General features: G+C 41.6%; 19 protein-coding genes. 8 read left to right on the top strand and 11 right to left on the bottom strand.

The features are described 5' to 3' along the window. Nucleotides 1-8 precede the first annotated feature (8 nt). A complete protein-coding gene (locus tag AACZ88_RS04190; protein WP_339706662.1) occupies nucleotides 9-1166 on the bottom strand; it encodes an AGE family epimerase/isomerase in 1158 nt (385 codons plus the stop codon). A 181-nt stretch (nucleotides 1167-1347) separates the two neighbouring features. Here AACZ88_RS04190 and AACZ88_RS04185 point away from each other — a divergent pair, with 181 nt between their 5' ends. After that, the gene (locus AACZ88_RS04185; protein WP_339706659.1) at nucleotides 1348-2076 is read left to right on the top strand and encodes an FCD domain-containing protein; all 729 of its coding nucleotides are present in this window, start codon (nucleotides 1348-1350) and stop codon (nucleotides 2074-2076) included. 50 nt (nucleotides 2077-2126) lie between these two features. Here AACZ88_RS04185 and AACZ88_RS04180 read toward each other — a convergent pair whose 3' ends face one another. The 5 genes from AACZ88_RS04180 to AACZ88_RS04160 form a co-directional block, all read right to left on the bottom strand. Beyond that, on the bottom strand, nucleotides 2127-3638 hold the full coding sequence (locus AACZ88_RS04180; protein WP_339706656.1) for a RagB/SusD family nutrient uptake outer membrane protein: 1512 nt from the start codon (nucleotides 3636-3638) through the stop codon (nucleotides 2127-2129). Nucleotides 3639-3648: 10 nt separating this feature from the next. Beyond that, nucleotides 3649-6972, bottom strand: coding sequence for a TonB-dependent receptor (locus AACZ88_RS04175; RefSeq protein WP_339706653.1), 3324 nt, complete (start codon nucleotides 6970-6972; stop codon nucleotides 3649-3651). Between the two features lie 131 nt (nucleotides 6973-7103). After that, nucleotides 7104-8021: a dihydrodipicolinate synthase family protein gene (locus tag AACZ88_RS04170; protein ID WP_339706650.1), complete on the bottom strand. Its 918-nt coding sequence runs from the start codon at nucleotides 8019-8021 to the stop codon at nucleotides 7104-7106. A gap of 143 nt (nucleotides 8022-8164) precedes the next feature. After that, nucleotides 8165-8884 (bottom strand): class I SAM-dependent methyltransferase, encoded by a 720-nt coding sequence (locus AACZ88_RS04165; protein WP_339706647.1) that lies wholly within the window; start codon nucleotides 8882-8884, stop codon nucleotides 8165-8167. Nucleotides 8885-8924: 40 nt separating this feature from the next. Then, a complete protein-coding gene (locus AACZ88_RS04160) occupies nucleotides 8925-10007 on the bottom strand; it encodes a phosphotriesterase (protein WP_339706644.1) in 1083 nt (360 codons plus the stop codon). Between the two features lie 221 nt (nucleotides 10008-10228). Between AACZ88_RS04160 and AACZ88_RS04155 the strand changes: the two genes are divergently transcribed. Then, the gene (locus AACZ88_RS04155) at nucleotides 10229-11422 is read left to right on the top strand and encodes an MFS transporter (RefSeq protein ID WP_339706641.1); all 1194 of its coding nucleotides are present in this window, start codon (nucleotides 10229-10231) and stop codon (nucleotides 11420-11422) included. Here AACZ88_RS04155 and AACZ88_RS04150 read toward each other — a convergent pair whose 3' ends face one another. The 5 genes from AACZ88_RS04150 to AACZ88_RS04130 all read right to left on the bottom strand — a co-directional run bounded on the left by AACZ88_RS04150 (nucleotide 11423) and on the right by AACZ88_RS04130 (nucleotide 17047). Then, complete coding sequence (locus AACZ88_RS04150) at nucleotides 11423-12676, bottom strand: mechanosensitive ion channel domain-containing protein (RefSeq protein WP_339706638.1); 1254 nt, start codon at nucleotides 12674-12676, stop codon at nucleotides 11423-11425. Between the two features lie 250 nt (nucleotides 12677-12926). Beyond that, the gene (locus tag AACZ88_RS04145) at nucleotides 12927-13937 is read right to left on the bottom strand and encodes an aldo/keto reductase (protein ID WP_339706635.1); all 1011 of its coding nucleotides are present in this window, start codon (nucleotides 13935-13937) and stop codon (nucleotides 12927-12929) included. Between the two features lie 4 nt (nucleotides 13938-13941). After that, nucleotides 13942-15261: a PQQ-dependent sugar dehydrogenase gene (locus tag AACZ88_RS04140; RefSeq protein ID WP_339706632.1), complete on the bottom strand. Its 1320-nt coding sequence runs from the start codon at nucleotides 15259-15261 to the stop codon at nucleotides 13942-13944. Between the two features lie 25 nt (nucleotides 15262-15286). Next, a complete protein-coding gene (locus AACZ88_RS04135; RefSeq protein ID WP_339706629.1) occupies nucleotides 15287-16045 on the bottom strand; it encodes an NIPSNAP family protein in 759 nt (252 codons plus the stop codon). Between the two features lie 129 nt (nucleotides 16046-16174). Next, nucleotides 16175-17047: an AraC family transcriptional regulator gene (locus tag AACZ88_RS04130; RefSeq protein WP_339706626.1), complete on the bottom strand. Its 873-nt coding sequence runs from the start codon at nucleotides 17045-17047 to the stop codon at nucleotides 16175-16177. Between the two features lie 192 nt (nucleotides 17048-17239). Here AACZ88_RS04130 and AACZ88_RS04125 point away from each other — a divergent pair, with 192 nt between their 5' ends. The 6 genes from AACZ88_RS04125 to AACZ88_RS04100 all read left to right on the top strand — a co-directional run bounded on the left by AACZ88_RS04125 (nucleotide 17240) and on the right by AACZ88_RS04100 (nucleotide 26374). After that, a complete protein-coding gene (locus tag AACZ88_RS04125; protein WP_339706623.1) occupies nucleotides 17240-20461 on the top strand; it encodes a DUF1553 domain-containing protein in 3222 nt (1073 codons plus the stop codon). Nucleotides 20462-20482: 21 nt separating this feature from the next. Continuing rightward, nucleotides 20483-21994 (top strand): DUF1501 domain-containing protein, encoded by a 1512-nt coding sequence (locus tag AACZ88_RS04120; protein ID WP_339706621.1) that lies wholly within the window; start codon nucleotides 20483-20485, stop codon nucleotides 21992-21994. Between the two features lie 114 nt (nucleotides 21995-22108). Next, nucleotides 22109-23788 carry a sulfatase gene (locus tag AACZ88_RS04115; RefSeq protein WP_339706619.1) on the top strand — a complete coding sequence of 560 codons (1680 nt, stop codon included), beginning with the start codon at nucleotides 22109-22111 and terminating at the stop codon, nucleotides 23786-23788. Between the two features lie 230 nt (nucleotides 23789-24018). Beyond that, nucleotides 24019-24747: a FadR/GntR family transcriptional regulator gene (locus AACZ88_RS04110; RefSeq protein WP_339706617.1), complete on the top strand. Its 729-nt coding sequence runs from the start codon at nucleotides 24019-24021 to the stop codon at nucleotides 24745-24747. Further along, complete coding sequence (locus tag AACZ88_RS04105; protein ID WP_339706615.1) at nucleotides 24744-25751, top strand: sugar kinase; 1008 nt, start codon at nucleotides 24744-24746, stop codon at nucleotides 25749-25751. The genes AACZ88_RS04110 and AACZ88_RS04105 overlap by 4 nt, the downstream gene beginning before the upstream one ends. Further along, complete coding sequence (locus AACZ88_RS04100) at nucleotides 25748-26374, top strand: bifunctional 4-hydroxy-2-oxoglutarate aldolase/2-dehydro-3-deoxy-phosphogluconate aldolase (protein ID WP_339706612.1); 627 nt, start codon at nucleotides 25748-25750, stop codon at nucleotides 26372-26374. The genes AACZ88_RS04105 and AACZ88_RS04100 overlap by 4 nt, the downstream gene beginning before the upstream one ends. Nucleotide 26375: the final 1 nt, after the last annotated feature.

The following is a 26375-nucleotide window of genomic DNA, read 5'->3' as shown; positions in this document are numbered from 1 at the left end:
TTTATTTATTATTTAGCTTCTATTTTTTCAAATGATTTCCAACATTGGTACATCGCTCTCGGAACATGGAAACATCCTTTCCATTTTCCGCCTTTTAGCGTAGACGAAGGTTCTCCTTGGCGATTTAGGTACCCAAACCATTCGCCATGTTCGGGATCTGGAAAATGGGACCATGTATAGTCGTGAACTTTTTGATACCAAGTTGCGATTGTCTTTGTCGGATGGTGTTCATGGGCTTTTGCCAATGCGACCAATGTTTCTAAATGTACCCACCACAATTTTTGATCGTGTTCTAACTGTTGGGGCGGATGTCCTTGCGCATCCATAAAATAAAAGATACCGCCAAATTCTTTGTCCCAACCGTATTCCAGTATGCGGATTATGGTGTCTGTCGCCTTTTGAATAAGGTTTTGATTATTTTTCCGTACTCCGATATCGATCATAAACCACATGGCTTCGATACCGTGTCCTGGGTTGATTAGCCTTCCATCAAAACTGTCGTGTAGCGAACCATCTTGCATGACATTCTCATAGATCAGACCAGAATCGTTATCCAAGAAGACGCCCATAACTTCATTTACGCTGAAATCGAGTGTTTGTTCTATTTCTTCGGGTTTGAGAATAGCTGAAAGTTCCAACACCAGATTTGACAAAATCATGGGGAGAGCAAAATTCTTAAGGGTCCGTACGCCCGTACTTTTCTCATAAATTCCTTTAGGATTGTCTTTTCGTCGCAGAATGTTGTTATAGGTAGTCTTTGCGATTTTGCTGAACCGTTCGTCTCCTGAGGCTTTGGCATATTGGGCAAAAGCCATGGCGGCAAAGCAATCGGAGAAAATGTTATAGGGCTGTACCAGAGGTTTTCCTTCTTTTGTCAGGGCGAAATAGAAATTCCCTTCTGAATCTCTTGCATTGTTTTTTAGGAAATCGGCCCCTGATGTTGCAATTTGTAGCCAAGATTCTTTTTGCTCCACTTCATTGTAGAGCATCGAAAACATCCATACTTGTCTTGCTTGAAGCCATGTAAACTTATCGGTATCGAATATCTTTCCTGTTTGGTCTAAGCAGGTGAAATAACCACCATGTACGGAATCTAAAGAGTAGCGCTCCCAAAAAGGAAGTATATCGTTCAGTAACGAATTCTTATATGTTTCTGCGTACTTCATCTAATATGTATAACATAATACAAAAATAAGCAAAATTATCTTAACTTCGCTTGTGACAAAGACATAAATATAGCATATTGGTCCTTCCAAATTGTAAAACGCCAGAATGCTTATCATTTAATTAAGTAGTAGTATTTTTGTTGCTGAGGTAGTTGAATTAGTCGATGTTAAATACGAACGTATGAAGAAATTCAAAAAGTTGGAACCTGTAGACACCGGTTCCCTCGTGGACAAGGTAGAAATACGTTTGTTGGCGTTTTTTAAAGAGAATAACCTTAAAGCGGGAGATGCCATACCCAAAGAGCTTGAATTTGCTGAATCTTTAGGTGTTAGCAGAACCGTTGTGCGAGAAGCGCTTCTCCGTTTACGTACACTGGGGTTGGTAGAGTCAAGGAAACATCGGGGCATGATCTTGAAACAACCCGACATTATCAACAATTTTGAGCGTATTATGGACCCTACCCTTTTAGGGGAAGATACTTTAAAGCAGCTCTTTGAACTGCGCTTGATTTTAGAAATGGGAATGGCTGATTTTCTCTTTGAGCACAAGTCTACTCAAGATATGGAAGAGCTGGAGGAAATCGTTGCCGCTGAAGAAGCTATTGGGGCAGGGAAAATATGGTTCTCTCTGGATAAGGAGATTGCATTTCATGGCAAACTATACGAAATGTCAAACAATACCACATTATTAAAATTTCAGAACTTATTGTTGCCTGTTTTTGATTATGTCTATCTGAAAGAAACAAAGAATACAGGCATTGATGACTATCATTATTCAACAGGTAAATTCGTAACCCATCGCATGTTATTTGAAAATCTGAAAGTGGGCACTCCGGAAACCTTTAGAAATGCCATGCGCCGGCATTTGGAACCGCATTTTGATCATGCTTTCAAAAACGGTGCTAAATAAGAAAGCCTTGTAAAAAACAAGGCCTTTCCTCAACTAACTCAGAACTCCATTTAATTATAGCCGGAGGTTTGTTCTAATGCCGGGTTTCGACCTATCATATCAGTAGTGATGGGCAATACTAGTTTATATGCTTCACTAGATGACAGAAATTCTATGTTGTCAAATACAAAACTGTTACCTGCTCTTCTTAAATCCCACCATCTTTTACCTTCACCGACAAATTCTTTATAGCGTTCGTCTAGTATGGCATTTGTGTTTTCTGTTTGTGAACTATTGACATAACCGTGGGTGGCTTCCTCGAAATTGGAGCCATAAGCCCGTTGGCGAATTTGGTTTATTTCACCCGAGGGGTCCTCTCCAAGAAGGTTTTTTGTCTCTGCCAAAAGTAATAGAACATCAGCAAACCGGTAGATAGGTACATCATTTTCAAATATCCTTTCGGTGCCATCAACTTGACCTAAAAATTTGTTGAATATAGAACCAAAATATGCGGACTCGGTGTAATTGGAATACCCGGTTCCACCGTTGTCATCGGAATATAATAGAATGAACGTGGCATCTTTACGAGAATCGTCATTATCATCCAATAGTGCTATAGTTTTCCCTGACTGCCCATATCTATTAGCTCCTGCAATAACAAAGTCAATCATAGCGTTTCCGCTATCATCAAATTGTGGATTGATTTCCGTGCTTCGGCCTGTCAAGTTATTGTAGAAATTTGAGGCCTCATCACGTTTATATTGTAATGCAAAAATAAATTCGCTGTTCGCTTCATTTTCAACTCCCCATAAATCAGCAATGTTGCTCTCTAAACTTATTCCAAGCGATGCAATTTGTTGTAAGGCCGCTTTTGCCTCGTTAAAATCCGCAGCGCCTCCATCTAGTAAATTGCCCGACCAAATAAAGACATCCCCTTTTAATGCCAAGGTTGCCGCTTTAGACCAAAAGTTTCGATTGCTCTCCCAAAAGCTACCATCATCACCAAAATTATCTAGTGATGCCTGAATATCAGCCTTGATTTGATTCATTACCTCGGTTTGCGATGATCTTGGTTTGGTTAAGGTTGTCGGGTCAATGGTTCCTACTGGTTCTAAAATAATTGGCACTTCTCCCCAAGTTTTTAGAAGTGTGTAGTAATAGAAAGCTCTCAAGCCATAGGCTTGGGCAATAAGATGTTTTTTCTCATCCTCATTAATAAAACTGACGCTGGGGGCATTTGCCAAGAAATCATTGATTCGGTGTATTCTTGTGTATAGGTTTGCCCATCCGCCAAAGGGCGCTGTCGCCACTGTAATATCAGACCGAATTAGGGTTTCGTTATTGGGTGACTCGAAGGTAATCCCGCCCCAGATATCACTTCTGATTTCGCCCAGCAGCCATAGGTCTTGAGCCGATGATCTTAAATTTGCGTATAGTCCAGTGTGGGCGGTTCTCACCCCTTCTTCGGTATCCCAGAAACCGGCAGTTGTCAATTCACTGGGGCTTTCTAGTTCAAGTTCACTTTCACATGCTCCCAAGGTTATTGCGATGGCAATCACTACTATATAGATATAATTTTTCATCTTGTAAAATTTAAAAAGTTAAGTTTAATCCAATGGTAATGGTTTTAGGAACCGGAAATGCCCCGTATTGCACGCCGCCAACCTCTGGTGTTTCACCCGCATAGCTTTTGAAGTAATGTAAGTTGCTACCTGTTACATAAATATTTAATCTTTTTATGGCGTCATTAAAATATTCAGAGGGTACATCGTAGCTCAAGGTTATTTCTCTAAGGGCTAAATAATCGCCTTTTTCCCAAAATTGGTCATTCCCGGCGTTTAGGAGACTTGAGCTATCACCCGAACTAGCGCCTTCATTGCCTCTCCATACATTCTTTGTTCCATTCACAAATACAAAGCGGGGCCAATCGGTATCGGTATTGTTAGGAGTCCAAGAATCTAGAACTTCTGTGGGTTGATTCAGATTTCCTTGCGTTTGTGCGTATCCCTTATTTCTAATATGGTTCCAAATCAAATGTCCTGTGGCAAAATCTGTTTTAACGAATAGATTAAGGTTCTTGTATTTTAAACTCGTCGTTAGGCCTCCAAGAAAATCAGGTGTGGTACGGCCAATGACCTTTCTGTCAAGGCTATTGATGATTCCATCGTTATTCTGGTCTACCCATTTGACATCTCCTGCGAAGTGTTTGAATTTGTCTCCAGGTAAGAAGTCGTCCTGAATATTGTTATCGGCATCGGCCTCTGTTTGATTGACATAAATATGGTCTTGTTCATAAGCGATAACAAGATCGTTGCCAACTCGTTGCCCTTCTTGTAAACCTCCAACCCATTCTTCCTGTCCCGTTTTTGAATTCCAGATCAATTGTCCGTCTTGTCGATTTAAGTCGTTGGCATTCTCAGGAAGTTTGGTGACATAGTTTTTATTGGAGGTGATGGTTGCTCCTACATTCCAAGAGAGATTTTCATTTCTAATAATATCTCCATTGACTTGAAGTTCAAAACCTTTGTTCCTGATAGTCCCGTTATTGGTCAATATGCTGCCAAAGCCCGTGTAAAAGGGTAGTGTGAGGTTAGCTAGTTTATCTTTTATGTCTCTAGAATATACGTCTGTTATAAACGTCAGTCGCTCACTAAAGAAAGAAATGTCTAGACCTGCATTGAATGTCGTTGACTTTTCCCATTGAAGATCTAAAGTAGGTAAGGCTGAGTTGGCATAACCGGTCTGACCGTTGTACACTCCCTGACTTCCATAGGCGCCGAAGACACCATAGTTACTCAAAACACCTTGATTGCCGTTAACACCATAGCTAATTCTTGGTTTTACCCTGGAAATGATTTTATTAATAGGAGAATCAATAAAGAAACTCTCGTTATGCAGGTTCCAACCGAAGGATACACCGGGGAAAAAGTCGAATTTATTGTTTCCAAGTCTAGATGAGCCATCATTTCTAAAGGTAAAACCGAGCAGATATCTATTGTCGTAGTCATAGAGCAGCCTGCCGAAAGCGGAGCTAATAACATATTCCGTTTCAAAACTAGAGGGGATGCCACTGGCTTCTGCTCCTGCATTTAGGGTTTCGATTAAATCTGTGGGTGAATTTCTTGTTCCGGCAAAAGTTTCGTAATAATTATCCTTAAAGTACTCGGCGCCGATCAAGGCGTTGAAATTGTGGTCACCAAAAGTTTTGGTGTAATTTAGGGTACCTGTCAATTGGTTTCTTAAAGTTCTTTCCAAACCTACGGAAGCTTCACGAGCGGTGCGCAATGGACCCGAAGTACTACCTACTCGATAGGCCCTGTCGAAACTTTCATTATGGTTGTTTATCGCAAAATGACTTCCATTGGCAGAGAGTATCAGATTTTCTATAATATTCCAGTCGATACCCACGGAAGCCGATAGACGTTGCTCTAAATTTTTTCTGATGAATTTATCCTGATAATATAGAGGGTTACCAAAACCTTGGTTTTGTCCAACAGCATAAATGGTTGAAAAAGTGCCATCGGCATTGTTGTCATAGGTTCTAGATGTAGGTGCTTGACTTTGAAATCTTCTAAATACGGTGTCATCACCACCTAAAGGACTAAGACTTAAGTTAGAATGGGAGTAAAGGATGTTGGAATTTACCTTTATCTTTTTCGATATGCTATATGATCCTGAAAATTTACCGGAGTACCTTTTAAATCCGGAACCTAAGATTAATCCGTCATTATCTAAAAGACCAAGGCCTAAATAATAGGTGCCTTTCTCATTGCCCCCATCGAAGGATAAATAGTGATCTTTTGAGACACTATTTTGATAAATGCGATCGCCTACGGTTTGATTATCGTAGAACAGAATGGTTTGCCCGGGGTCTAGGATGTCAAGAATGGAGTTCCAACCGGGCTGGTTCAATAGGTAATTATTTTCGGGGGTCAAAAGTTGCGTGGTAAAGGGGGAGTCTGTAGTGTTTCCCCCAGTGCCCATGCTGTTGGCCCCGTCTAAAAAGGCACCAAAAGAGGTGGGATTGTTGATGGCCTCCCTGTACCAAGCAATAGATTGCCTATTGTAGTTTATGAAATCGGCGGCACCGAGATATTGTTGGTCGTTTCTTTCCTCATTCATGCTATATTTATACCTATAGTTAATAGAGGTTTTGCCGACTTTACCTGATTTGGTCGTTACCAGAATAACTCCATTGGCGGATCTGGCACCGTAAATAGCAGTTGCGGCCGCATCCTTTAGTACCTCAATAGATTCGATATCGTCGGCGTTTAAGGCGTAAAAAGAGCTAGGGATGCCGTCAACTAGGATTAATGGTGATCCGGTTCCATCGAAATTGGTCCCTCCTCTTAAAACGATTTGCGGTGTTGCTCCCGGCTGCCCAGTTGTATTGGTTACCCGTAGCCCGGCTATCGTGCCCTGTAATGCGGTAGCCGCATTAGCTCTTGTGGAGCTCTCTAATATTTGGGTATCTAGTTTGGAAACAGATGTTGTCAATGTGGCTCTGGTCTGTGTGCCGTAGCCTGTAACCACAACTTCGTCAAGCATAGCCGTATTTTCAACCAGAATGATATTGATATTGGTTTCATCGGAAACAGTATGTTCCTGTGTGTTGAAGCCCAGATAGCTGAATAGTAAAACATCGCCGATACGGCTGATTATTGAGTAATTACCATCAAAATCGGTTTGTGTGCCCGTTGTTGTGCCTTTGATGACAATACTAGCCCCGGACAAGGGTACTCCTTGAGCATCTGCCACCGTACCTGTAATTTGTTGCTCTTGGGAGAATGTATTTTGGCTAAAAAAGAACACTGAGAATACGAATAAGAGCGTAGCTGTTCTTTGTATAATGTTGATACGCAATCCTGCATTCGGAGGACGTTTATCAACCCTGTAGTTTTTTTCAGATAATTTCATATCCTGCTGGTTTGAATTAATATTAAATAATAAATCTGCTGCAAGATAGTATAAAAAGTATTATGTTATACATAATGCAAATCAAAACATAAGTTTTTAACATTCAACGACGTTTTTCTCTTTAGGTGTGGTTAAGAGTTCATAGGGAAATGTAAACCGAGGTAGGGTAGCATTTCTTTCTGGTCTAGTGCACGAAGCACAGTATTTAACTGTTCTTTGGTTAACGTATGATGTGGGTATCTGCTTGGCCCCATATTAAGACCGAACAAGCGCATAAAGCTCTTTCCTCCGCCATTGAAGCCGCCTATTCTGTCAATAGTTTCGACGAAGAATACTGCCTTTTCTTGGAGTAGCCCGGCTTTCTCGGTATCTCCATTTCGGTAAGAAGAAATGAGTTCATAGTAGAGGGGTGCCAAGTGGTTATAGGTACTGCCTACCCAACCACTTGTGCCAAGGGGAAGACTTTTGATAAGCTTTTCGTCAACTCCAAAAAGTATGTTTTGAGATCCGTTATCAAAGTTCAGGCATTTTGTGAAATCAACTGAGTTGAAATCAGAATACTTGATTCCAGCAAAATTGGGGATTGTTTGATGTGCCATCTTTAAAAAATTGATCATCGGAAAATCGGCACCTGTTAAAACAGGTATGTGATAGTAATAGAAAGGTATATTGGCGGCCTTCTTTGCAATTTCGCTACAATAAAACAGTAGACTTTCTAAGGTTTTGGGTTTGAAATACGATGGGGGGAGGGCACATGTGGCATCTACCAGGTCTTTTGAATGATCCGCCAATTCTTGGGCCTCCCTTAAGTTAGTATGACCCACATGATTCGTTAGAAAGAAATCTTCAGGTTTGTTCTTCGACCAAGCTTCGATGAGCTGCTTACGTTCCTTTGTACTCAGTGAAACAAAATCACCGGTTGAACCGTTTACAAAGGCGCCTGCCACTTTTTTTGATTTTAAAAATTGAGCGTATTGACCAATTATCTTCAAATTGAGGGTGCCATCGTGTTGCATTGGCGCATAAGTGGCAGCTACTAGATTTTTCATTTAAATATGTATTATGTATAACATATACAAATGTATCGTTTTATTTTTATTCTTCTGTTTTTTGTGGGAGAATTTCTAAAACTCTTAAGAATCGGTTCTTTGATATTGGTTGACTACACGTTTTGTCGAAATAGCTATGAAAATCATTTCTTGATAAAAACCAAACAATGTTGCCAAGGCAGGTTGTTAATATTACGTTCTAGGTGCATGCCGCCCGCCCGCATTTCGGCAACTGCTTGCTTTTCGGTCATTTTATGTACTTTTTTGATGGGTACTTGGTCGTCTTCACCGCGGTACTCGATTAAGAAGAGCTTCCCATCGGGGCGCAAGGCGTTTTTAATCGAAGCTATCATTTCAAAAGGATAGTCAAACTCGTGGTATACGTCTACTAAGAGGACTTTGTCAATTGAATTCTTTGGAAGGTTTATGCTTTTATCGCCTCCCTTAACTATAGTTACATTTTTGATTTTGCCTTTTTCTTTTTTTCTGCGAAGCTCCGCTAGCATTTCATCTTGAATGTCAACGGCATAAATTAGTCCCTTTCTGGCCATTGAGGACATTTTGAATACATGGTAGCCCGATCCGGCCCCAATGTCGGCAATATCATCGGCTACATCAATATCCATATTTAGAAGCAATTTACTGGTGTTTTCCTCTCCTTCCCGTTCGGGGCGATCCAGCCATTCCATACCTTGAAACCCCATGACATTGGCAATTTCCCGTCCCATATACCATTTTCCAATCCCATTCGGATCCCCCTTTTTAAAAGTATATTCGGAATCTGAGACCGTTTCTTGTCCAGTACATTGATATGCCGTCAGTATACCGGTGAACAATAACAGTAGGATAATCTCTTTTTTCATGTTTTTTTGTAAATTTTAATGCACAATACGACCTATTGATCTAGAGGAATCTTCTGATTTTAATGGCATAGGCGCTTTTCGGATTCTCCCTTAGCAATAAATCGATGTCTTTTTTCGTAAAACCATTTTCTTTAAGTCGCGGAATTAACTTTGCGAATAAATCGGTATAGCCTCTGTAATCGCCACCGTTCTTTTGTCCCACGTTATACCATCCGGCATCGTGTGAAATGAGGATATGGTTCAATATTCCGTACGCTTTAAGCTCTGAAAGTGTTTTTACATACCAGCCAATACTTCCGGGGTCATTGGCGTTAGTAGTGGGCCGGTCATGTATGTTGTCTAATGAAACCCATGCGCCCTGACCAGCTGCTTCCAGATAGCCCGCCACCGAGCCGTTTTGCGCATGTGTCCAGACGAATGCTTTCGGCGATACACCCATTTCTTTTAATACCTTGATTTGGGCCATGGCAGGGGCATCTTCCCCTGTGTGCGAAACAATGGTCATACCGGTTTCCAAATGGGTAAGCGCGGCTGCCTTTATCAAATTAGTGTGTATTTCAGAAAGCTTTTCTTTATTTTCGACTGCCATTTTTATAAAGCCCGGCCTGATGCCCGAGCCATCGATTCCGTGTTGAAACTCGTCAATCCAATGCGCTGCCATTTCTTTAGGAGAGTTGTTTCTAATGCTTTTAGGAATGTATTTGTTGTTTCCCGACCCATAATAACCGGTATTGGTAAGTATGTTGATGCCCGTACTATCAGATAATCTTTTTAAAATATAGGGGTCACGACCGAGATAGGCAGGTGTACAGTCTAAGAAGGAAGTGACGCCATGTTCTTTAAGCGCCTTCAGATAAGGCAATGCACGTTCTACTATGGTATCCTTGTTCCAACGATGGTAGCCCGTGCTATCCGCTCCGATCCAATCGACCATTATATGTTCATGGATAAGGACAAGACCTATTTCTTCAGGGGGGATAGCTCCATTTACCGTTATAACCTGTGCTCTTGCCAGAGAGGGAAAAGCGGAAATTAAAAAAATCAAAAATAGGGTCGGGAACTGAAGAAACATTGCTGTGCGTTCCTGTAATACTGATTTATATGGTATTGGCTGCTTCTTCATGAACAAGTTTAAAGTTACTATTTTTTCTTAGGAAGTTGTCTCCTGGTTTTAGAGGAGCTTTAAAGTGGTTGTCAGCGTTTTTAGGTGTTCGATAAATTAAACATATTTCCGGGCAGCCCTAAAAAAAGGTTCTCCCCCAATTAATGATTAAGACCATTTCTTGTCTGGCTTTGTTTACTTTCGTTGTTCTTTAGTGGAAATGTTCAAAACGGCGAATCGTTATGCCCAAATCAAAATCAGGAAACAAAGGTCAACGTTCCATCAATGTTTTATTACTTGCAGGAATACTATGTATAGCATTCAATTTGCGACCTGCACTGGCCGGTGTTGGACCGTTGATCAGTGATATTCGGGAAGCAACCGGTCTTTCAAACGCTATGTTAGGCCTTTTGACCACCTTGCCCCTTATGGCGTTTGGTGTTTTTTCAACTTTAACGCCTTTGTTCACCCGTAGGTTCGGTATTGGTGGCACGTTGTTCGGAGCAATGCTTTTGTTGGTAACGGGTATTGTAATTCGTTCGTTGGGGGGGGTGTATATGCTATATTTAGGGACACTTTTGTTTGGTATTGCGATTGCCTTTGGGAACGTACTATTGCCCAGTCTGACCAAACGCAATTTTGCTGCGAATTCGGGCTTGGTAACAAGTTTGTACTCCAGCCTTATGGCCGCTGGGGCTTCCTTGGCCGCTGGTATTAGCGTTCCCTTGGCACATGAGTATAAATTAGGTTGGCGCTTTTCCCTTGGGGTATGGGCAATTGTTGCCACCGTTGCATTGATGATCTGGTTGCCTCAGCTCAGCAGGTTAAAAAAAGCCAATCAAAAACGCAACTATCTTGAGGCTATGAAGACCCTTGGTCAATCGAGATTGGCATGGAATGTCGCGCTCTTTATGGGATTACAGTCTTTGACATTCTACGTCGTATTGGCATGGCTTCCGGCTATTTTACAGAGTCGGGGGTTCGATGCCGAATTCTCAGGCTGGATGCTTTCCCTATCACAGGCAACGGGTATTTTAGGGTCTTTGACCATTCCTATTTTTGCAGGAAGACAAAGAGACCAACGGGCCGTCGTTTTGTTTTTGGTTATAATAGAGATTATAGGTTTGGCTGGACTCTTATTTCCACAAATTGGCTGGGTTCCGTTATGGGTATCACTTATTGGCCTGGTGTTAGGGGGAACGTTTGGGTTGGCGCTTCTCTTTATTGTGCTTAGGTCCCAAGATGCGGACACTGCCACTGAACTGTCAGGAATGGCACAATCTATCGGTTATATTATTGCGGCAACAGGACCCCTAATTTTTGGTAGTATTTTTGACTTTACCGGAAGTTGGGCGTATTCACTGGTCTTTCTTTTTATTATTGCATTTTTGAAACTCTACATGGGGTTGGGGGCTGGAAAGCACGGCAAGGTATAACTATTTTACGGTGGTCGTAGACAACGAAACCGGCAATTCAAAAACCTCAAGGCTAAAATACGGTAGTGCCGCCAAAAGATGGTCAAAAATATCGGCCATGACATATTCATAGTTCTCCCAACGCTTATCGGCGCTAAATGCATAAATCTCCAAGGGGACGCCCTGTGTCGTAGGCGGTAGTTGCCGTGTCATCAACGTCATTCCTTTGTTAATGGCAGAATGGTTTTCTAGGTAAGTTTCCACATATTTTCGAAACACCCCAATATTGGTGAGGTTACGACCATTTATTAGCAAATTCTTATCTATTCCGTTTTCATTATTGTAACTGGTTATATTTTCACTTCTGGTGATGATATACGGTGTAATACGCTGAATTTTTTTTAATGATTCGATATCCTCATCGTTTAAAAACCGTATGCTTTTTTGGCTAATAATCAGCGCCCTTTTAATACGCCTTCCCCCTGACTCTTGCATGCCCCGCCAGTTTTGAAATGAATCGGAAATCAAGGCATAGGTAGGAATGGTAGTTATGGTCTTATCAAAATTCTGCACTTTTACCGTTGCCAAGGTTATCTCGCTAACATCGCCGTCGGCCCCGTATTTGTCGAAAGTTATCCAATCACCGATACGAACCATATCATTGATACTGACCTGAATGCTGGCTACCAATCCGAGAATGGAATCTTTGAATATCAATAATATAATGGCGGATGCGGCACCAAGTGCAGTGAAAAACCTCCAGATGGTCGTATCGGTTACAATGGCGAAAATTGTCAACATGCCAAAAATCCAAGCAAAAATCATAAATACTTGAATATAGCTGTCCATGGGTTTGTCTTTAAACCTCGGGCGAGTCTTAAGGTAATCGTTGATACTTCTAAAAATGCTTTTGACCACAAAAAGCGTCAGAACCACAAATAAAATATGAAGTAACTTAAGTACGATGCGCTCGCCAAAATCGAAGTCTGAAAAAGCAATGGGAACAAGCTCAAACAATACCAAAAATGGAAGAATATGGGCTAGATACCTTGGTACTTTATTGGCTACTAGAAAGTTGTCGAAATTATTCTTCGATTTTCTGGCCAATCGTACCGATACGGACCGAAGCACTTTCCAAACAATATAATCGAGCACTCCTGCTAGAATCAAAGCCCCGACAAGTAAAAGTAGTGTATTGAGATAAGCGGCAAAATCTTCGCTTATCCCAGTCTTCAACAAATAGTCATAAAGAAAGCGGTGCAAACCATTTTTCATAATAAGGTGCATTTTAGTATTTGCCATGGCAAAATTAAGACATGAAAAAGGATTTTGATCAAGCTATTTGTTGGAAAGTATTGATTTGTTGAAATACAGGCTTTCACAATACCGTAAAGGATGTGTCAAGAAGAACTGATTGCTAAAAAGTGGGGCTTAATAACTCCTATCACTTTTTGATGAAGCCAGCGGACAAACTTTGCGCGAAAGGGCTGCCTCTGGCAGCCCTTTCGCGCAAAGTTTGAAACCTTTAGTGGTTTTTCTCGGGTAGCTTCTTATTTATTTTTTCAAGTTCATCATTGATGAAAGCAATTTCTTCGGATGTAAGATTTAAATCTGCAGCTGCGGCATTCTGAACCGATTGTTCCGCATTTCGGGCTCCTGCAAGGGCAATGGTGATTCCGGGGCGTTCAATTGTCCATTTTAAGACTAGCTGTGCCAGAGTTGCTCCCTTTTCTTCGGCAAGCGGTTTTATTTTGTCAAGAAACGCATTGGTTTTGGAGATGCTTTCATCGGTAAAAAAAGGATTGCTTGCACGATGATCCCCTTCCTCGAACTGCTGGCCAGTTTTCATTTTTCCGGTTAGCAGTCCTCGTTGCAATGGGCTATAGGCTAAAATTGACTTATTGTTAGCGATACAGTGCGGAACAATTTCCTCTTCTATTCCGTTGTCGACCATACTGAACGGTACTTGGTTCGAAGCCAATTTGACATATTTTTCGGCTTTTTTCATTTGAGCTACACTATAATTACAGACCCCTGCATAGCGCACTTTTCCTTCTTTGATTAGTTCGGCGACCGTCTCGAAGGTTTCCTGAATGGGCGTGGTCGTATCCGGCCAGTGAATCTGATAGAGGTCAATATAGTCGGTGCCGAGTCTTTTGAGGCTGTCTTCAACCTCTTTTTTTATGCTATCCCTTCCGGCATACTGGTAAATATCTATTTTATTACCATCGTTATCTTCACTGTTGAATTTGAAATTTCCCTTGGCCAAATCCCATCGCAAACCAAATTTTGTTAGGATCTGTACTTTGTCGCGCGGTAAACCCTTAATTGCTTCACCGACCACTTCTTCGCTCGTACCCTGCCCATAAATGGGGGCTGTGTCAATTGAGGTTACGCCTTGGTCATACGCTTTACGAATGGCTTTGATAGCATCGTTGGTGTCATTTCCACCCCACATCCAACCACCTGCAGCCCATGCGCCAAAAGTTATTGCCGAAACCGTTAAATCTGTTTCTCCTAATTTTCTGTATTCCATTATTTTATTTTTTGGTATAAACTATTCTAAATATGGTGCCCCCTGCGTCATCGGAAACATATAAAGAGCCATCGGGTCCCTGTGCCAAACCAGTGGGACGGTGCGCCGCATCGTTCGGCGATTTTATGTTTTCGGCACCTGCAAATCCATCGGCAAAAACTTCCCAATCGCCACTGGGTTTGCCGTCTTTAAATGGAACGAAGGCGACCATATAACCTGCCTGTGGTTCCGGGGCGCGGTTCCAAGAGCCTCTAAAAGCTATGAAAGCACCGTTTTTGTATTTTTCAGGAAACATGTTTCCTGTGTAAAATAGTACGGCGTTTGGGGCCAAGTGGCCCGGGAAGGCAATAACTGGGTCAATGGTGTTTTCTCCACCCGTTTTTTTGCCGTCACCACCATATTCGGGGGCCAGAATCTTTTTCTGTTGTATTTGATCGTAATAAATATAGGGCCAACCCGCATCGTCTCCCTCATTTAGCATGTATAAGGTTTCGGCAGGCAATAGGGCCGAGGTTTCCGCGTCGTATAAATCAGGGAATAAAGTATGAAGCATATCCCTGCCATGCTGCGCTACAAATAAATGATCGTTGCTTTTGTTCCAATCAAGACCGACTATATTGCGAAGACCTGTTGCAAATCGGGTGCCCTCACCATACGATTGTTTTAGTTTATCGGTCCTGAACTGCCAAATTCCCGCGGCGGAATCAAGAATGGGGCAGGGCATCATGGCAGGGGAACCTATCTTTCTGTCTACTTCTTGACAGGCATTGGATGGCGCTCCAATATTCACGTAAATGTTGCCTTTGGGGTCGAGGGTAAATGATTTTGTGGCATGGGATCCCCCGGCTAGCAATCCGGTGACAATTGTTTCAGGTGATTTCGTATCGGTTACTTTTCCACCGGCATCCAGCTTGTACCGAAATATTTCTTCGTCTGACGAAGCGTATAGGTAATCGTTGTCAAGATATATGCCCGTACCGCCATAATCGGCAAAGCCTTGTTTGGTTTCGGCGACGCCGTCACCATCTGTATCTTCTAAATACCATATGCCGTTTCCATCTACGAGTTCCCTTAGTTTGGCATAGATGCCTCCGTTGGCATTGACCGCAATATGGCGGGGGTTTCCTAAGGAATCAGCCACTTTTATTACCCCAAATCCATCAGGAAGGGTAAGACCTGCATTATCTGGACTGATTTTTAGACTTGGGGATTTGCTCTGATTTTTACGTTCTTCCTTACAGGCCCAAACAAGGAGTAGCGCTAAAAAGCAATAACTAAAAATGCTTTTTAAATTAGTCGGTTTTTTAAAAAGGGCAGCCATCATAGATGATTTTAGGGTTCGTAAAAAATTATAAAGGAGTCAAAAATATTTTTCGAATGTTCGATACGGTGTTTGCGTATTCTTCTTTAACTTTCATGGTTTCCCAATCGGAATTTGAACTAAAGCGCTTCCAATTGGCATCATGCTCATCCATATCTTTGAAGTTAAGCATGTATGTGAGACAAGGCCTATACGGCCCAACAATCATTTCCCCAAAAAATACGGGATGTAATCCTGTTTTTAGGAATATGTCGATTTCGCCATCATTAAACATTTTGATTTTTCGTCGAACGGCATCTTCGCTGTAGCCCTCATAAGTTCGCAGTTCAAATAGGGAAGCCCCGTCAATGGGGTCCATCATTTGCGGCATTCCGTCAAATGCCAGAAGCAAAGAAGATGTAAACCTGTTGTACAGGGTTTTTTCAGGAGGCAGGGAGTTATACTCGGCAGCGGCAGTGACATATTTCTCATCACTATTCAAATTTTGGGATCTCAGGTAAACTTCACTGTTGGGATAGGCGATAAGCCCGTAAATTTTGGTCGGGCCGGAATTTCCCAATTCCCGGAATAATTTGAAAGTAGTTGCACCCATTCGAATCATGGAAGGGGCCAATACCTCGTTTAAATAGCTTAGCAGAACCTTCTGATCCGCACCAAATTTCATTTCATAGGTTCTGATTTCATAAAGTTCTTTTTCTTTTGCGGCTGGTAGGGGCTGATTTGCTAGACCGGTCAATGGCAAGGTTCCTGCAGCCATTGCAGAAAACATGAATTTTCTTCTCTTCATTGGGTTGTTTTAGTGTGATGATGTAATCAATAAATTACTAAAATAAGTAATGGTTTATTAGAAAACAGTTTTTTTTGAATAGAAAATTAGTCGATACGAATTCGCATCTAAAGGTGTTCTTTATTTTTTTTACCCATTTTTAAGTTGTTCCCTTCGAAAGCCACCTGGAGATTTTCCGGCATGTTTTTTAAAGACCCGCGAAAAGTATGAAAGGTTTTCAAAGCCTACTTTAGAAGCAATCTGCTTTAACGAATTGTTGGTGGTCAACAACAGTAATTGTGCGCGTTCAATACGCTTGGCCTGAATATAAGGGTTTGGTCGAATGCCGACTTTTTCATTGAACATTCTTGAGAAATAGTCCGTACTCAAATTACTATAGTCCGCTAATTGTTTTACATCGATTCTTAAATGCAGGTTTTCACCGATGTAGTTGAGAATATCACCTATCTCCCGCCGCGTTTCGGCACCGCTATCCGATATTTTACTATGTCTAACGAATCGGGAAAATAGGAGGCTTAATATAGCATGGGTTTCCAGGTAATCTTGTGCCGTTAAATCGTTGTTGCTTTGCTCAAAGCGATCTAAGGTAGGCCGGTTGTCATAGGCCTGTGGATCGTTGTTTGTTAATGATCGCCCGGGATTTAACTCCAAAAGTCTTTTGAAATAATATAGATCCATTTCTTGGGCAGCTACCTCGTATTGATAGTGACATAGATTGTAGACAGAGGGGCCATTGCCCATTCCCTCGAAACAGCTGATATAATATTGTTCGTGGTACGTGTCACATTTATATCGGCTGTACGTGTAACTTGGTATCAAATACAAGTAACCCGGCTTAAGATAAAATTCTTGGTTGCTATGGAATACCTTGGCATTTCCCTTTGCAATATAGTATATGCGAGTAAATGGACTGAATACATTGTCGAAGTCCCACTCCTTACCTAGTTGGGCGTATCCTATATTCAAAAGGCTAAGCTGTAAAGAGCGCAATAGCTGATTCATTTATATCGGATTTGTACTAAATTGTATATTGTATACTCTATAAATATCCCTTAATATGCTACAAGTTAACATAATTTCAGATTTAACAGAACCTCTTAAGGTCGGAAATGTACATTCTATAGTCTGATTCGTAAAATGTTTTTTGTGAGTACAAACCCTATCTTTGATTGATTTGTCAATTACCATTGATTTATGCAACAACTTAAGTATTATTTGGGATTTTTTTCGTGGGTTTTCTTTTTATCGTGTGGCGGTCCAGAATTACCGGAAAATGTGGCTATGGAATATGAAAACCTTCCCAAAAGTATTGATTTTAACCAACATATTAAGCCGATTTTATCGGATAAGTGTTTTATCTGCCATGGCCCCGATAAGGCCAAGATAAAAGCGGGGCTTCAATTGCATATTCCTGAGAAAGCCTATGCCGAATTGCCTGACTCCCCGGGTAAATATGCTATTGTTCCAGGCAATCTCAGTAAAAGCCAAACCGTTACGCGCATACTTACCGATGATCCAGAGTTGATTATGCCTGATCCTGAATCACATTTGACCCTTAGTGATAGGGAAAAGGCGTTGTTGGTGAAATGGATTGAAGATGGTGCAGAGTACAAAGACCATTGGGCGTTTTTAGCACCCCAAAAACAACCGGTACCAGAGGTAGTCCAGAAGGATAAAGTGGGCAATGCTATTGATAGTTTTGTATTGGCAAAATTGGAACAGGAAGGCTTAGAGCCCACTGAAAAAGCCGATAAGGAAACATTGCTTCGAAGAGTGTCTTTTGATCTCACGGGACTGCCACCCACAATAAGTGAAATTGATTCTTTTTTAGCGGATGAAACAGCCGATGCATATGAAAAACAAGTAGACCGATTATTGGCTTCCCCACATTATGGAGAACAGATGGCCCTTGGGTGGATGGATCTTTCTCGCTATGCCGATACGCACGGCTATAGTGTGGATCGATATAGAGATATGTCGCCATGGCGTGATTGGGTAATTGAGACCTTCAATAAAAATATGCCTTACGATACTTTCGTTACCTGGCAGTTGGCCGGTGATCTTATGGAGAATCCGACGAGGGAAATGAAATTGGCAACGGCTTTTAACCGAATACATCCTCAGAATATGGAGGGAGGCATCGTCAATGAAGAGTTTTTGATAGAGTATGCGGTTGATAGGGCTAGTACGGTCGGACAGGCATTTATGGGACTCACTGTGGCCTGTGCCCGATGCCATGATCATAAGTATGATCCTATATCACATAAGAATTTTTATGAAATGACAAGCTTCTTCAATAATTTGAACGAATCTGGACAAATTTCATGGAATAGTGCCATGCCCGTTCCGACCATGTTGTTGACAACCGAGGAAGAAGATCAGATGATCGTCTACATGAACGGATTGCTAAAGGAAGCTGAAAAGGAAGTGAAAAATATCGAAAAAGAGGTAGTATATGCCGACTTTGAACGGTGGTTGGAAAATAAGGGCCATAAAAAAGCACTGAACATTAAACCAAAGGACCAACTTGTAGCCTACTATACTTTGGACGGAGGAAATCTAACGGATAGATTACATCCCCAAAACAAAGGAGCGATGAAGCGGGAATCCCGTGAGGGACAGGAAATAAATTTGGTAAAAGGGAAAAGTGGCGACGGGATAATGTTTGATGGTGATAGCTGGTTAGACCTTAAAAAAACGGGAGTATATGGCCGTAGTGATAAATTCAGTATAAACCTATGGGTTAATATTCCCAAGAATTTAAAAAACGGTAATGTATTTCATAAGGGTGATGGGGCTATCTTATACAATTGGAGGGGGTATCATTTAAAAATAGTCGATGATAAATTGGAAATTATGTTGGCGCATACCGCCCCTGATAATTCCATTACAGAACTGACCAAGGATGGATTTCCGAGAGATGAGTGGCTAAGTCTTGCTATGACCTATGATGGTTCTAGCAAGGCCGACGGTCTTAAGCTCTATGTAAATGGCAAGGAGGCTGAAACAATTGTCAAGTCTGATAACCTGTTTAAGGATATTCTCTTTGGAAGGTCGCCTGAGCCCGGACTACAGTTAGGTGCACGCTATCGGGGCAAGGGGATAAAAGGGGCAGTTGTCGATGAGATTAAGGTATTCGAAAAAGAACTTTCGGCATTAGAGGTTATGCAATTGGCCGAAAATAAAGAAGTAAATGCCATAGCCGATAAAGTCGCAACTACACTTTCTAAACAAGAAAGGGAAATGTTGGAGCGTTTTTATCTAGGTACTGTGACCAATAAATTGGATCGCCCAAATGAGAAGCTGGCCGACTTGCGTAAGGCCTATGTTGATAGTGTCGAAAATATAAAGGAAATCATGGTTATGAAGGAAACCTCAGAGCCGGTTCAAGCATATCTTTTGGATCGTGGGGTGTACGATGCCAGGGCCGAAGAAGTTTTTCCTGATACTCCGGAGGCTATTCTACCTATGCCCGAAAAGTATCCGAAGAACCGTTTGGGATTTGCCAAATGGTTATTCTTAAAAGAACATCCATTGACGGCAAGAGTAGCCGTGAATCGCTTTTGGCAGCACTATTTTGGAAAAGGTCTTGTCAAAACTAGTGAAGACTTTGGTAATCAAGGGGAAATGCCTAGTCATCCGGCCTTGTTAGATTGGTTGGCGATTTATTTTAGGGAGTCGGGATGGGACATGAAGGCCCTTCAAAAAATGATCGTAATGTCAAATACTTATCGACAAAGTTCGGTGGCAGATACTGTATTGGCGGATAGGGATGTCGAAAACGTACTTTTGGCAAGAGGTCCTTCGAAACGGCTGAGTGGTGAAATGCTACGAGACAATGCCTTGGTCGCTTCAGGCCTTCTTAATGATACGATTGGAGGGGAGAGTGTAAAGCCGTACCAGCCAAATGGCCTATGGAAAGTAAACGGCTCGCAATACAAAGAGGATCAGGGTGATAAACTCTATCGCAGAAGCATGTATACGGTTTGGAAGCGTTCAGTTCCTCACCCCACATTGGCAACTTTTGACGCTCCCGACCGATCGATTTGTACTATTCGTAGACAAGAGACCAATACACCATTACAGGCTTTGGTGCTGCTCAATGATCCTACCTACATCGAGGCTGCTCGGGTACTTGGTAAGAGTATGTTAAGCCATCAAGACCCGATCAAAGGCATTTCTAGAATATTCAGGCAATTGACGGGAAGAAAAATAAAGAAGGAAGAATTAACGGCTTTACTCGATTTGAGAAAGGAGGAGTACGAAGCATTTAAAAATTATCCGGAGAAAACGAAAGGGTGGCTCAATACGGGGGAGTTCCGTATTTCTTCCGGTGATGACGGTGCTTTGGTGGCCGCAAATGCGGTGGTGGCAAGTACCATTATGAATGCCGATGCTACAATAACCAAAAGATAGTGTCCAATTAAATTATAGTTTATGTGCCATAATCATGACATTTTAAAATCGAACAATAAAGACCTACAACAGGTAGAAAAGCAGTGGGACAGGCGTAATTTTCTAACCAAGACCTCCATGGGTTTGGGAGCGTTGGCCCTCGGCTCATTGCTTAATACTGAAAACGTATTTGGGGCGGTGACTAAAAGTTCAAGTGCCGATACGATTTTAAAGGCTTATAATAGGAACAGATTGGGACTCCCGCATTACATGCCCAAAGCAAAGCGGATTGTTTATCTCTTTCAAAGTGGCGGTCCATCGCAATTGGAAATGTTCGATTATAAGCCAAAATTGAAGGATATGTTCGGTAAAGACCTGCCACCTTCGGTTCGACAGGGACAACGATTAACAGGTATGAGTGCGGATCAAACGGTGTTTCCAATCGCACCTTCCATAATGAATTTCAAGCAATACGGAGAATCAAGGGCATGGGTGAGTGAATTAATGCCCTATACGGCGGAAGTGGTCGATGACCTTTGTTTTATCAAATCTATGCAGACCGATGCCATTAACCATGACCCTGCCATTACTTTTATGCAAACGGGAAACCAATTGCCCGGTCGCCCTTCCATAGGGGCGTGGTTAGGTTATGGCTTAGGTTCAGACAATGAAAACTTACCCACTTTTATCACCTTGATTACCAAAAATATGGGAGGTCAACCTCTGTATTCCCGCCTTTGGGGCAATGGATTTTTACCTACAGAACACCAAGGGGTGCAATTCCGTTCTGGCAAAGACCCAGTTTTATATTTGAGTGACCCTGAGAATTATGACGGCAACGACCGCAGAAAAATGTTGGATTATCTCGGAAAACTCAATAGTATACAGCACGATGCCTACGGAGACCCCGAGATCAATGCACGTATGGCTCAATATGAAATGGCCTTTCGCATGCAGACTTCGGTTCCCGAGGTTACTGATGTTTCTGACGAACCGGATTATATTTTTGATATGTACGGCGAAGACAGTCGAGACCCCGGTACGTATGCTGCCAACTGTCTAATGGCTAGAAAACTTCTTGAGAAAGATGTAAAGTTTGTGCAATTATACCATCAAGGTTGGGATCAACATGCGGGCTGCCCCGGAGGGGTCAGGGCTCAATGCAAAAGAACCGATCAGGCCAATGCAGCACTTATCAAAGATTTGAAACAGCGAGGCATGTTAGAAGATACTTTGGTGATTTGGGGAGGGGAATTCGGTCGTACCGTATATTCCCAAGGTCAGTTGACCAGTTCGGATTACGGCAGAGATCATCACCCTAAAGCGTTTACGATGTGGATGGCCGGTGCAGGGGTAAAACCAGGATTCACCTATGGTGAGACCGACGATTTTAGCTATAATGTGACCCAAGATCCGGTTCATGTCCATGATTTCCATGCCACGCTGTTACATCTTTTTGGTATCGACCACGAGCGCTTGATTTTTAAGCACCAAGGAAGACGGTATCGTCTGACCGATGTTCATGGCCATGTAGTGAAAGACCTATTGACCTAATTAAATCCATTGCGAAAAACCATACCATAAAAAGGTACATTAATTAATGGAAATATAAGATATGCGTGTTTTCATACTATATATTTACAATTAACAACCAACAAATTCTTCATTATGACTTCTTATAAAAACGGAACACTTTATTGTCTATTGGTTCTATTGGCTTTTTCCTCCTGCAAAGAGGAACAGGAAAATGTAGAGGATAAGCCAAATATCATTTATATTATGTCTGACGACCATACCACTCAAGGTTTTGGTATTTATGGAAGTCGTTTGGCCGACCTAAATCCTACTCCGGTTTTGGATCAAATTGCAAAAGAGGGTATGATTTTCGAAAATTGTTTTGTCCACAATGCCATTTGTACGCCTAGTCGCGCCGCAATTATGACAGGCCAAAATTCGCAGGCAAACGGGGTGCTCGATTTAGAAGGCATATTGCCCGTCGAAAAACAATATTTACCCCAAGAGTTGAAGAAACTGGGCTACCAGACTGCCATTATTGGTAAATGGCATTTGCATGAAGAGCCTGCTTCGTTTGATTATTATCATGTTCTGCCTGGACAAGGGAAATATTTTAACCCTGAGTTTAGGGTTCAAGGCGAAAAACCTTGGCCAAATAATATGGTCAAAACTACCGGGCATTCCTCTGATATGATAATGGATGCAACGTTGGACTATTTAAAAAATAAAAGGAACCCGAATAAGCCTTTCTTTCTAATGCATCATTTTAAGGCGCCCCACGATGATTTTGAAAATGCTCCCAGATACGAAGATTATTTAGAAGATACTTTTATACCTGAACCTGAAAGTTTATATGATAATGGAAATAATGGGTCGATTGCCACTCGGGGGAAAAATGATTCGTTGACAAGAATAATCGGATCGTCGGTTTCGCACCGAAATGTGATTAGAAATCAAGCCATGAATATATACACTAAGGATACAACGATTTATCGAAAATACAGGGAAGCGAAAGATATTCGACCAGAGGAATATGTGAAATGGAAAATGTCTTCTGAAGAAAAAGATTATACCAGTAAGGTATATCAAGATTATATCAAGAAGTACTTACGTTGTGTCAAAGGCGTCGATGACAACGTCAAGCGATTGCTTGATTATCTAGAGGCCGAAGATCTTCTGGAAAATACAATTATTGTTTATACCGGAGATCAAGGTTTCATGCTGGGCGAACATGATTATATCGATAAAAGATGGATGTACGATGAGTCGATGCGAATGCCCTTTTTTGTACGATATCCAAAAAAGATAAAAGCGGGGAGCCGTACCGATGCGATTATCAACAATACCGATTTTGCCCCCACACTTATAGAATTGGCAGGTGGCAGTACGCCTGATTATATGCAAGGAAATAGTTTTAAATCTATATTGGAAACTGGGGAAGAGCCTGCCGATTGGCAAAAGGAAACATATTATCGGTATTGGATGCATATGGCGCACAAACATCAAAATCCTGCTCATTTTGGAATCCGGACCAAAGACTATAAATTGATATTTTTCTACGGTAGGTATTATGTCGATACCGATAATCCCAATTCCGAATGGAACAAAAAGAGTTGGGGCAACGATTTTGCCACACATACACCGGCCGCATGGGAATTTTATGATTTAAAGAAAGACCCTAAAGAAATGAACAATGCTTATGGTGATGTGGCATACGAAGAGGTTATCTCCGATTTAAAGAAGCGGTTGATAAAACTTCGAGACGACCTTAATGAAACCGATGCCAAGTACCCTCATATTCAGAAGGTGATTGATGCACATTGGCAAGATTAGGTTTTCGATAAGTTGTCTTGTTACATGGGTTTTCTATAGCTATTTATGATGAGGTTGGGCTTATAGATGATTTGAGGCCTGTAGGCCCATGGGATGTGGCAGAACGTTATTTAGGTAGCAGATTTAAGCCATAGGATTCCGTGTCTGTTCGCCTATATTATAGCAACTTTCGAAGTTGATATTTGTATGATGTCTGATAAATTATATATTTGTATTTATATATTTTTTGCATGTTTTCAAAATTAGGTCAACGAAAGTCACTTACCGAACAAGTTGAAGAGGAACTGACCAAGGCAATACGCTCAGGTAAGTACCTGACAGGTCAAAAAATTCCTACCGAAAGTGAACTCTGTGAAATATTCAATGTTAGTAGAACGGCGGTTCGTGAAGCGGTGAAAAAAATGAGTGCCCGTGGCATTATTGAAGTGCGAAAAGGTAGTGGGGCTTATGTTTCTGAAGTAAGTGTACAAAATGCTTCAGAAATATTAAATATGTTTTTTGAGCTATCATCAAATAAAGATCTTATTCTGCAAACTATTGATGCCAGACAGATCGTTGAGCCCATATTGGCGGCGAGGGCGGCTAAAAATCGGAGCGATCACCATATTGATTTGCTTAAAAAAAATATGGAGAATATGCGCAGTTGTGCGCTAGATGCTACCAAAAGAGAGGCAGAGTTAGATAATGATTTTCACAATAAGCTGCTGTCAATAACAGGTAACGAAGTGTTGGAGCTATTGCTCGGACCTATTTTCAGTCTGATGCCAAAATTTAAAGCCAGTGTCTTTGCCAAACCTACAAGTGGTAATCTTTTAAAAGCTAAAAATAGCATGCTTGAACATCATGAAAATATACTTAGGGCAATTGTTCTGAAGGATGAGGTAGGGGCATCAGAAGCCATGAAAAATCACTTGTTGGAAACACGGGCAAACTATGTTCAATCAATAAAGCAACTATGAGTTTTGTAACCTTTGGGGAAATTATGCTACGACTAACTCCAGCTCAGCTTGGAGATAAAATATATGCCGCAAGAACTTTTGGGGTAAATTATGCAGGGTCTGAAGCTAGCGTAGCCAGTTCATTGGGCGTTTTGGGCAATGATGCTAGCTTTGTCACTAAACTCCCGGAAAATCAATTGGGTGATGCTGCAATTGCATCCTTGCGCGCTTTTGGCATTGATACGAATCATATACTTCGGGGTGGAAATAGAATAGGAACTTATTTTATTGAAATAGGTTCGTCGATACGACCTTCTAGTGTGATTTATGACCGGGCAAATTCTGCCATAAGTGAAATCAAAAGGGGAGAATTGAATTGGGCCGAAATATTGGCTAATAAAAAATGGCTTTTTCTTTCGGGAATCACCCCAGTGCTTTCAAAGCAATGTGCTGAGGAAACAATAAATGCTGCCAAAATCGCAAGAAAGTTAGGGGTCAAGGTTGGTTTCGATATGAACTATAGAAGATCGCTCTGGCAAAAAGCCTCTGATGCCCGTCGAATTTTTGACGAAATATTGCAGCATACAGACCTTTTGTTTGGCAATACGGGGGTTTTAAATGATGTATATGGAATGCACGTTTCAGGTGATACAGCATTAGATAAGACGCTGAATGCCGCTGAAATGGCTGCTGAAACATTTGAAGTCGATCAACTCGCCTTTACGGTAAGAGAGCATTCGTCAGCTAGTATGAACAAAGTTTCAGGTGTTTTTAGGTCGGGTGGGGCGTCGGTTGTCTCCCACACCTATGAAGTAGCGATTACAGATCGTTTTGGAACCGGAGATGCTTTTGCGGCAGCCTGTCTGCATAGCTTGAATCAAGGTTGGGGTCTTAAAAAAACAATCAATTTTGCTACAGCGGCCTTTGCTTTAAAGCATACCATACCTGGGGATCAACATACCAGTACTGAAAAAGAAATTAGTTCTATAATGGAAGGGAATACTTCCGGACATGTATTGCGATGAAAAGAAATGAAATAACAGCGATTATCGAACAAGAAAAGATTGTTGCCATCGTTCGTTTGCAAAAGCAAGATGAAGTAAAAAATGTGCTAAAAGGGCTTGTTTTAGGCGGAGTTAAAGTATTGGAAATTACGTCGAACACCCCGGGTTTTTTAGAGGAGATTTCAAAAGGCAGGGAATTGTATGGTGAGGCACTTATCGGTGCAGGCACCGTGACCAATACAAAAATAGCTGCTGATGCCATTAAGGCGGGAGCCCAATTTTTAGTGACACCCAATACCAATTCAGCCGTTATAAAATTGGCGCATGAAAATGATATTCCTGTTTTAATGGGAGCTTTGACGCCCACGGAAGTGTGCGTTGCCGTGGAAAACGGTGCAGATATTGTAAAGCTTTTTCCGGCGGGCACTATGGGGTTTGATTATTTTAAAGCCATTCGTGGACCGTTGTCGAATACTAAATTTTTTGTTGTCGGCGGCATTGATTTAGCAAATGCCCGCGACTGGATGGCCGCTGGAGCTTCTGGCTTGGGAATTGGAAGCGTATTGACAAAATCGGGTACCGCAACTGAAGATGTTGAAGCCATTCGACATACCGCTCAACAATTTGTAGAACGAATTAAATAAA

This window comes from uncultured Kriegella sp. (genome assembly GCF_963975415.1).
Classification (GTDB): Bacteria; Bacteroidota; Bacteroidia; order Flavobacteriales; family Flavobacteriaceae; genus Kriegella.
The sequence above is the reverse complement of the archived record's forward strand: the minus strand, read 5'-3'. Positions and strand labels throughout refer to the sequence as shown.

Excerpts from the sequence above, each read along its gene's own strand:
- AACZ88_RS04170 (WP_339706650.1), bottom strand. The coding sequence starts at position 8,021 with ATGAAAAATCTAGTAGCTGCCACTTATGCGCCAATGCAACACGATGGC.
- AACZ88_RS04160 (WP_339706644.1), bottom strand. The coding sequence starts at position 10,007 with ATGAAGAAGCAGCCAATACCATATAAATCAGTATTACAGGAACGCACA.
- AACZ88_RS04190 (WP_339706662.1), bottom strand. The coding sequence starts at position 1,166 with ATGAAGTACGCAGAAACATATAAGAATTCGTTACTGAACGATATACTT.
- AACZ88_RS04105 (WP_339706615.1), top strand. The coding sequence starts at position 24,744 with ATGAGTTTTGTAACCTTTGGGGAAATTATGCTACGACTAACTCCAGCT.
- AACZ88_RS04140 (WP_339706632.1), bottom strand. The coding sequence starts at position 15,261 with ATGATGGCTGCCCTTTTTAAAAAACCGACTAATTTAAAAAGCATTTTT.
- AACZ88_RS04135 (WP_339706629.1), bottom strand. The coding sequence starts at position 16,045 with ATGAAGAGAAGAAAATTCATGTTTTCTGCAATGGCTGCAGGAACCTTG.
- AACZ88_RS04175 (WP_339706653.1), bottom strand. The coding sequence starts at position 6,972 with ATGAAATTATCTGAAAAAAACTACAGGGTTGATAAACGTCCTCCGAAT.
- AACZ88_RS04185 (WP_339706659.1), top strand. The coding sequence starts at position 1,348 with ATGAAGAAATTCAAAAAGTTGGAACCTGTAGACACCGGTTCCCTCGTG.
- AACZ88_RS04145 (WP_339706635.1), bottom strand. The coding sequence starts at position 13,937 with ATGGAATACAGAAAATTAGGAGAAACAGATTTAACGGTTTCGGCAATA.
- AACZ88_RS04155 (WP_339706641.1), top strand. The coding sequence starts at position 10,229 with ATGCCCAAATCAAAATCAGGAAACAAAGGTCAACGTTCCATCAATGTT.
- AACZ88_RS04115 (WP_339706619.1), top strand. The coding sequence starts at position 22,109 with ATGACTTCTTATAAAAACGGAACACTTTATTGTCTATTGGTTCTATTG.
- AACZ88_RS04110 (WP_339706617.1), top strand. The coding sequence starts at position 24,019 with ATGTTTTCAAAATTAGGTCAACGAAAGTCACTTACCGAACAAGTTGAA.
- AACZ88_RS04150 (WP_339706638.1), bottom strand. The coding sequence starts at position 12,676 with ATGAAAAATGGTTTGCACCGCTTTCTTTATGACTATTTGTTGAAGACT.
- AACZ88_RS04165 (WP_339706647.1), bottom strand. The coding sequence starts at position 8,884 with ATGAAAAAAGAGATTATCCTACTGTTATTGTTCACCGGTATACTGACG.
- AACZ88_RS04130 (WP_339706626.1), bottom strand. The coding sequence starts at position 17,047 with ATGAATCAGCTATTGCGCTCTTTACAGCTTAGCCTTTTGAATATAGGA.
- AACZ88_RS04180 (WP_339706656.1), bottom strand. The coding sequence starts at position 3,638 with ATGAAAAATTATATCTATATAGTAGTGATTGCCATCGCAATAACCTTG.
- AACZ88_RS04120 (WP_339706621.1), top strand. The coding sequence starts at position 20,483 with ATGTGCCATAATCATGACATTTTAAAATCGAACAATAAAGACCTACAA.
- AACZ88_RS04100 (WP_339706612.1), top strand. The coding sequence starts at position 25,748 with ATGAAAAGAAATGAAATAACAGCGATTATCGAACAAGAAAAGATTGTT.
- AACZ88_RS04125 (WP_339706623.1), top strand. The coding sequence starts at position 17,240 with ATGCAACAACTTAAGTATTATTTGGGATTTTTTTCGTGGGTTTTCTTT.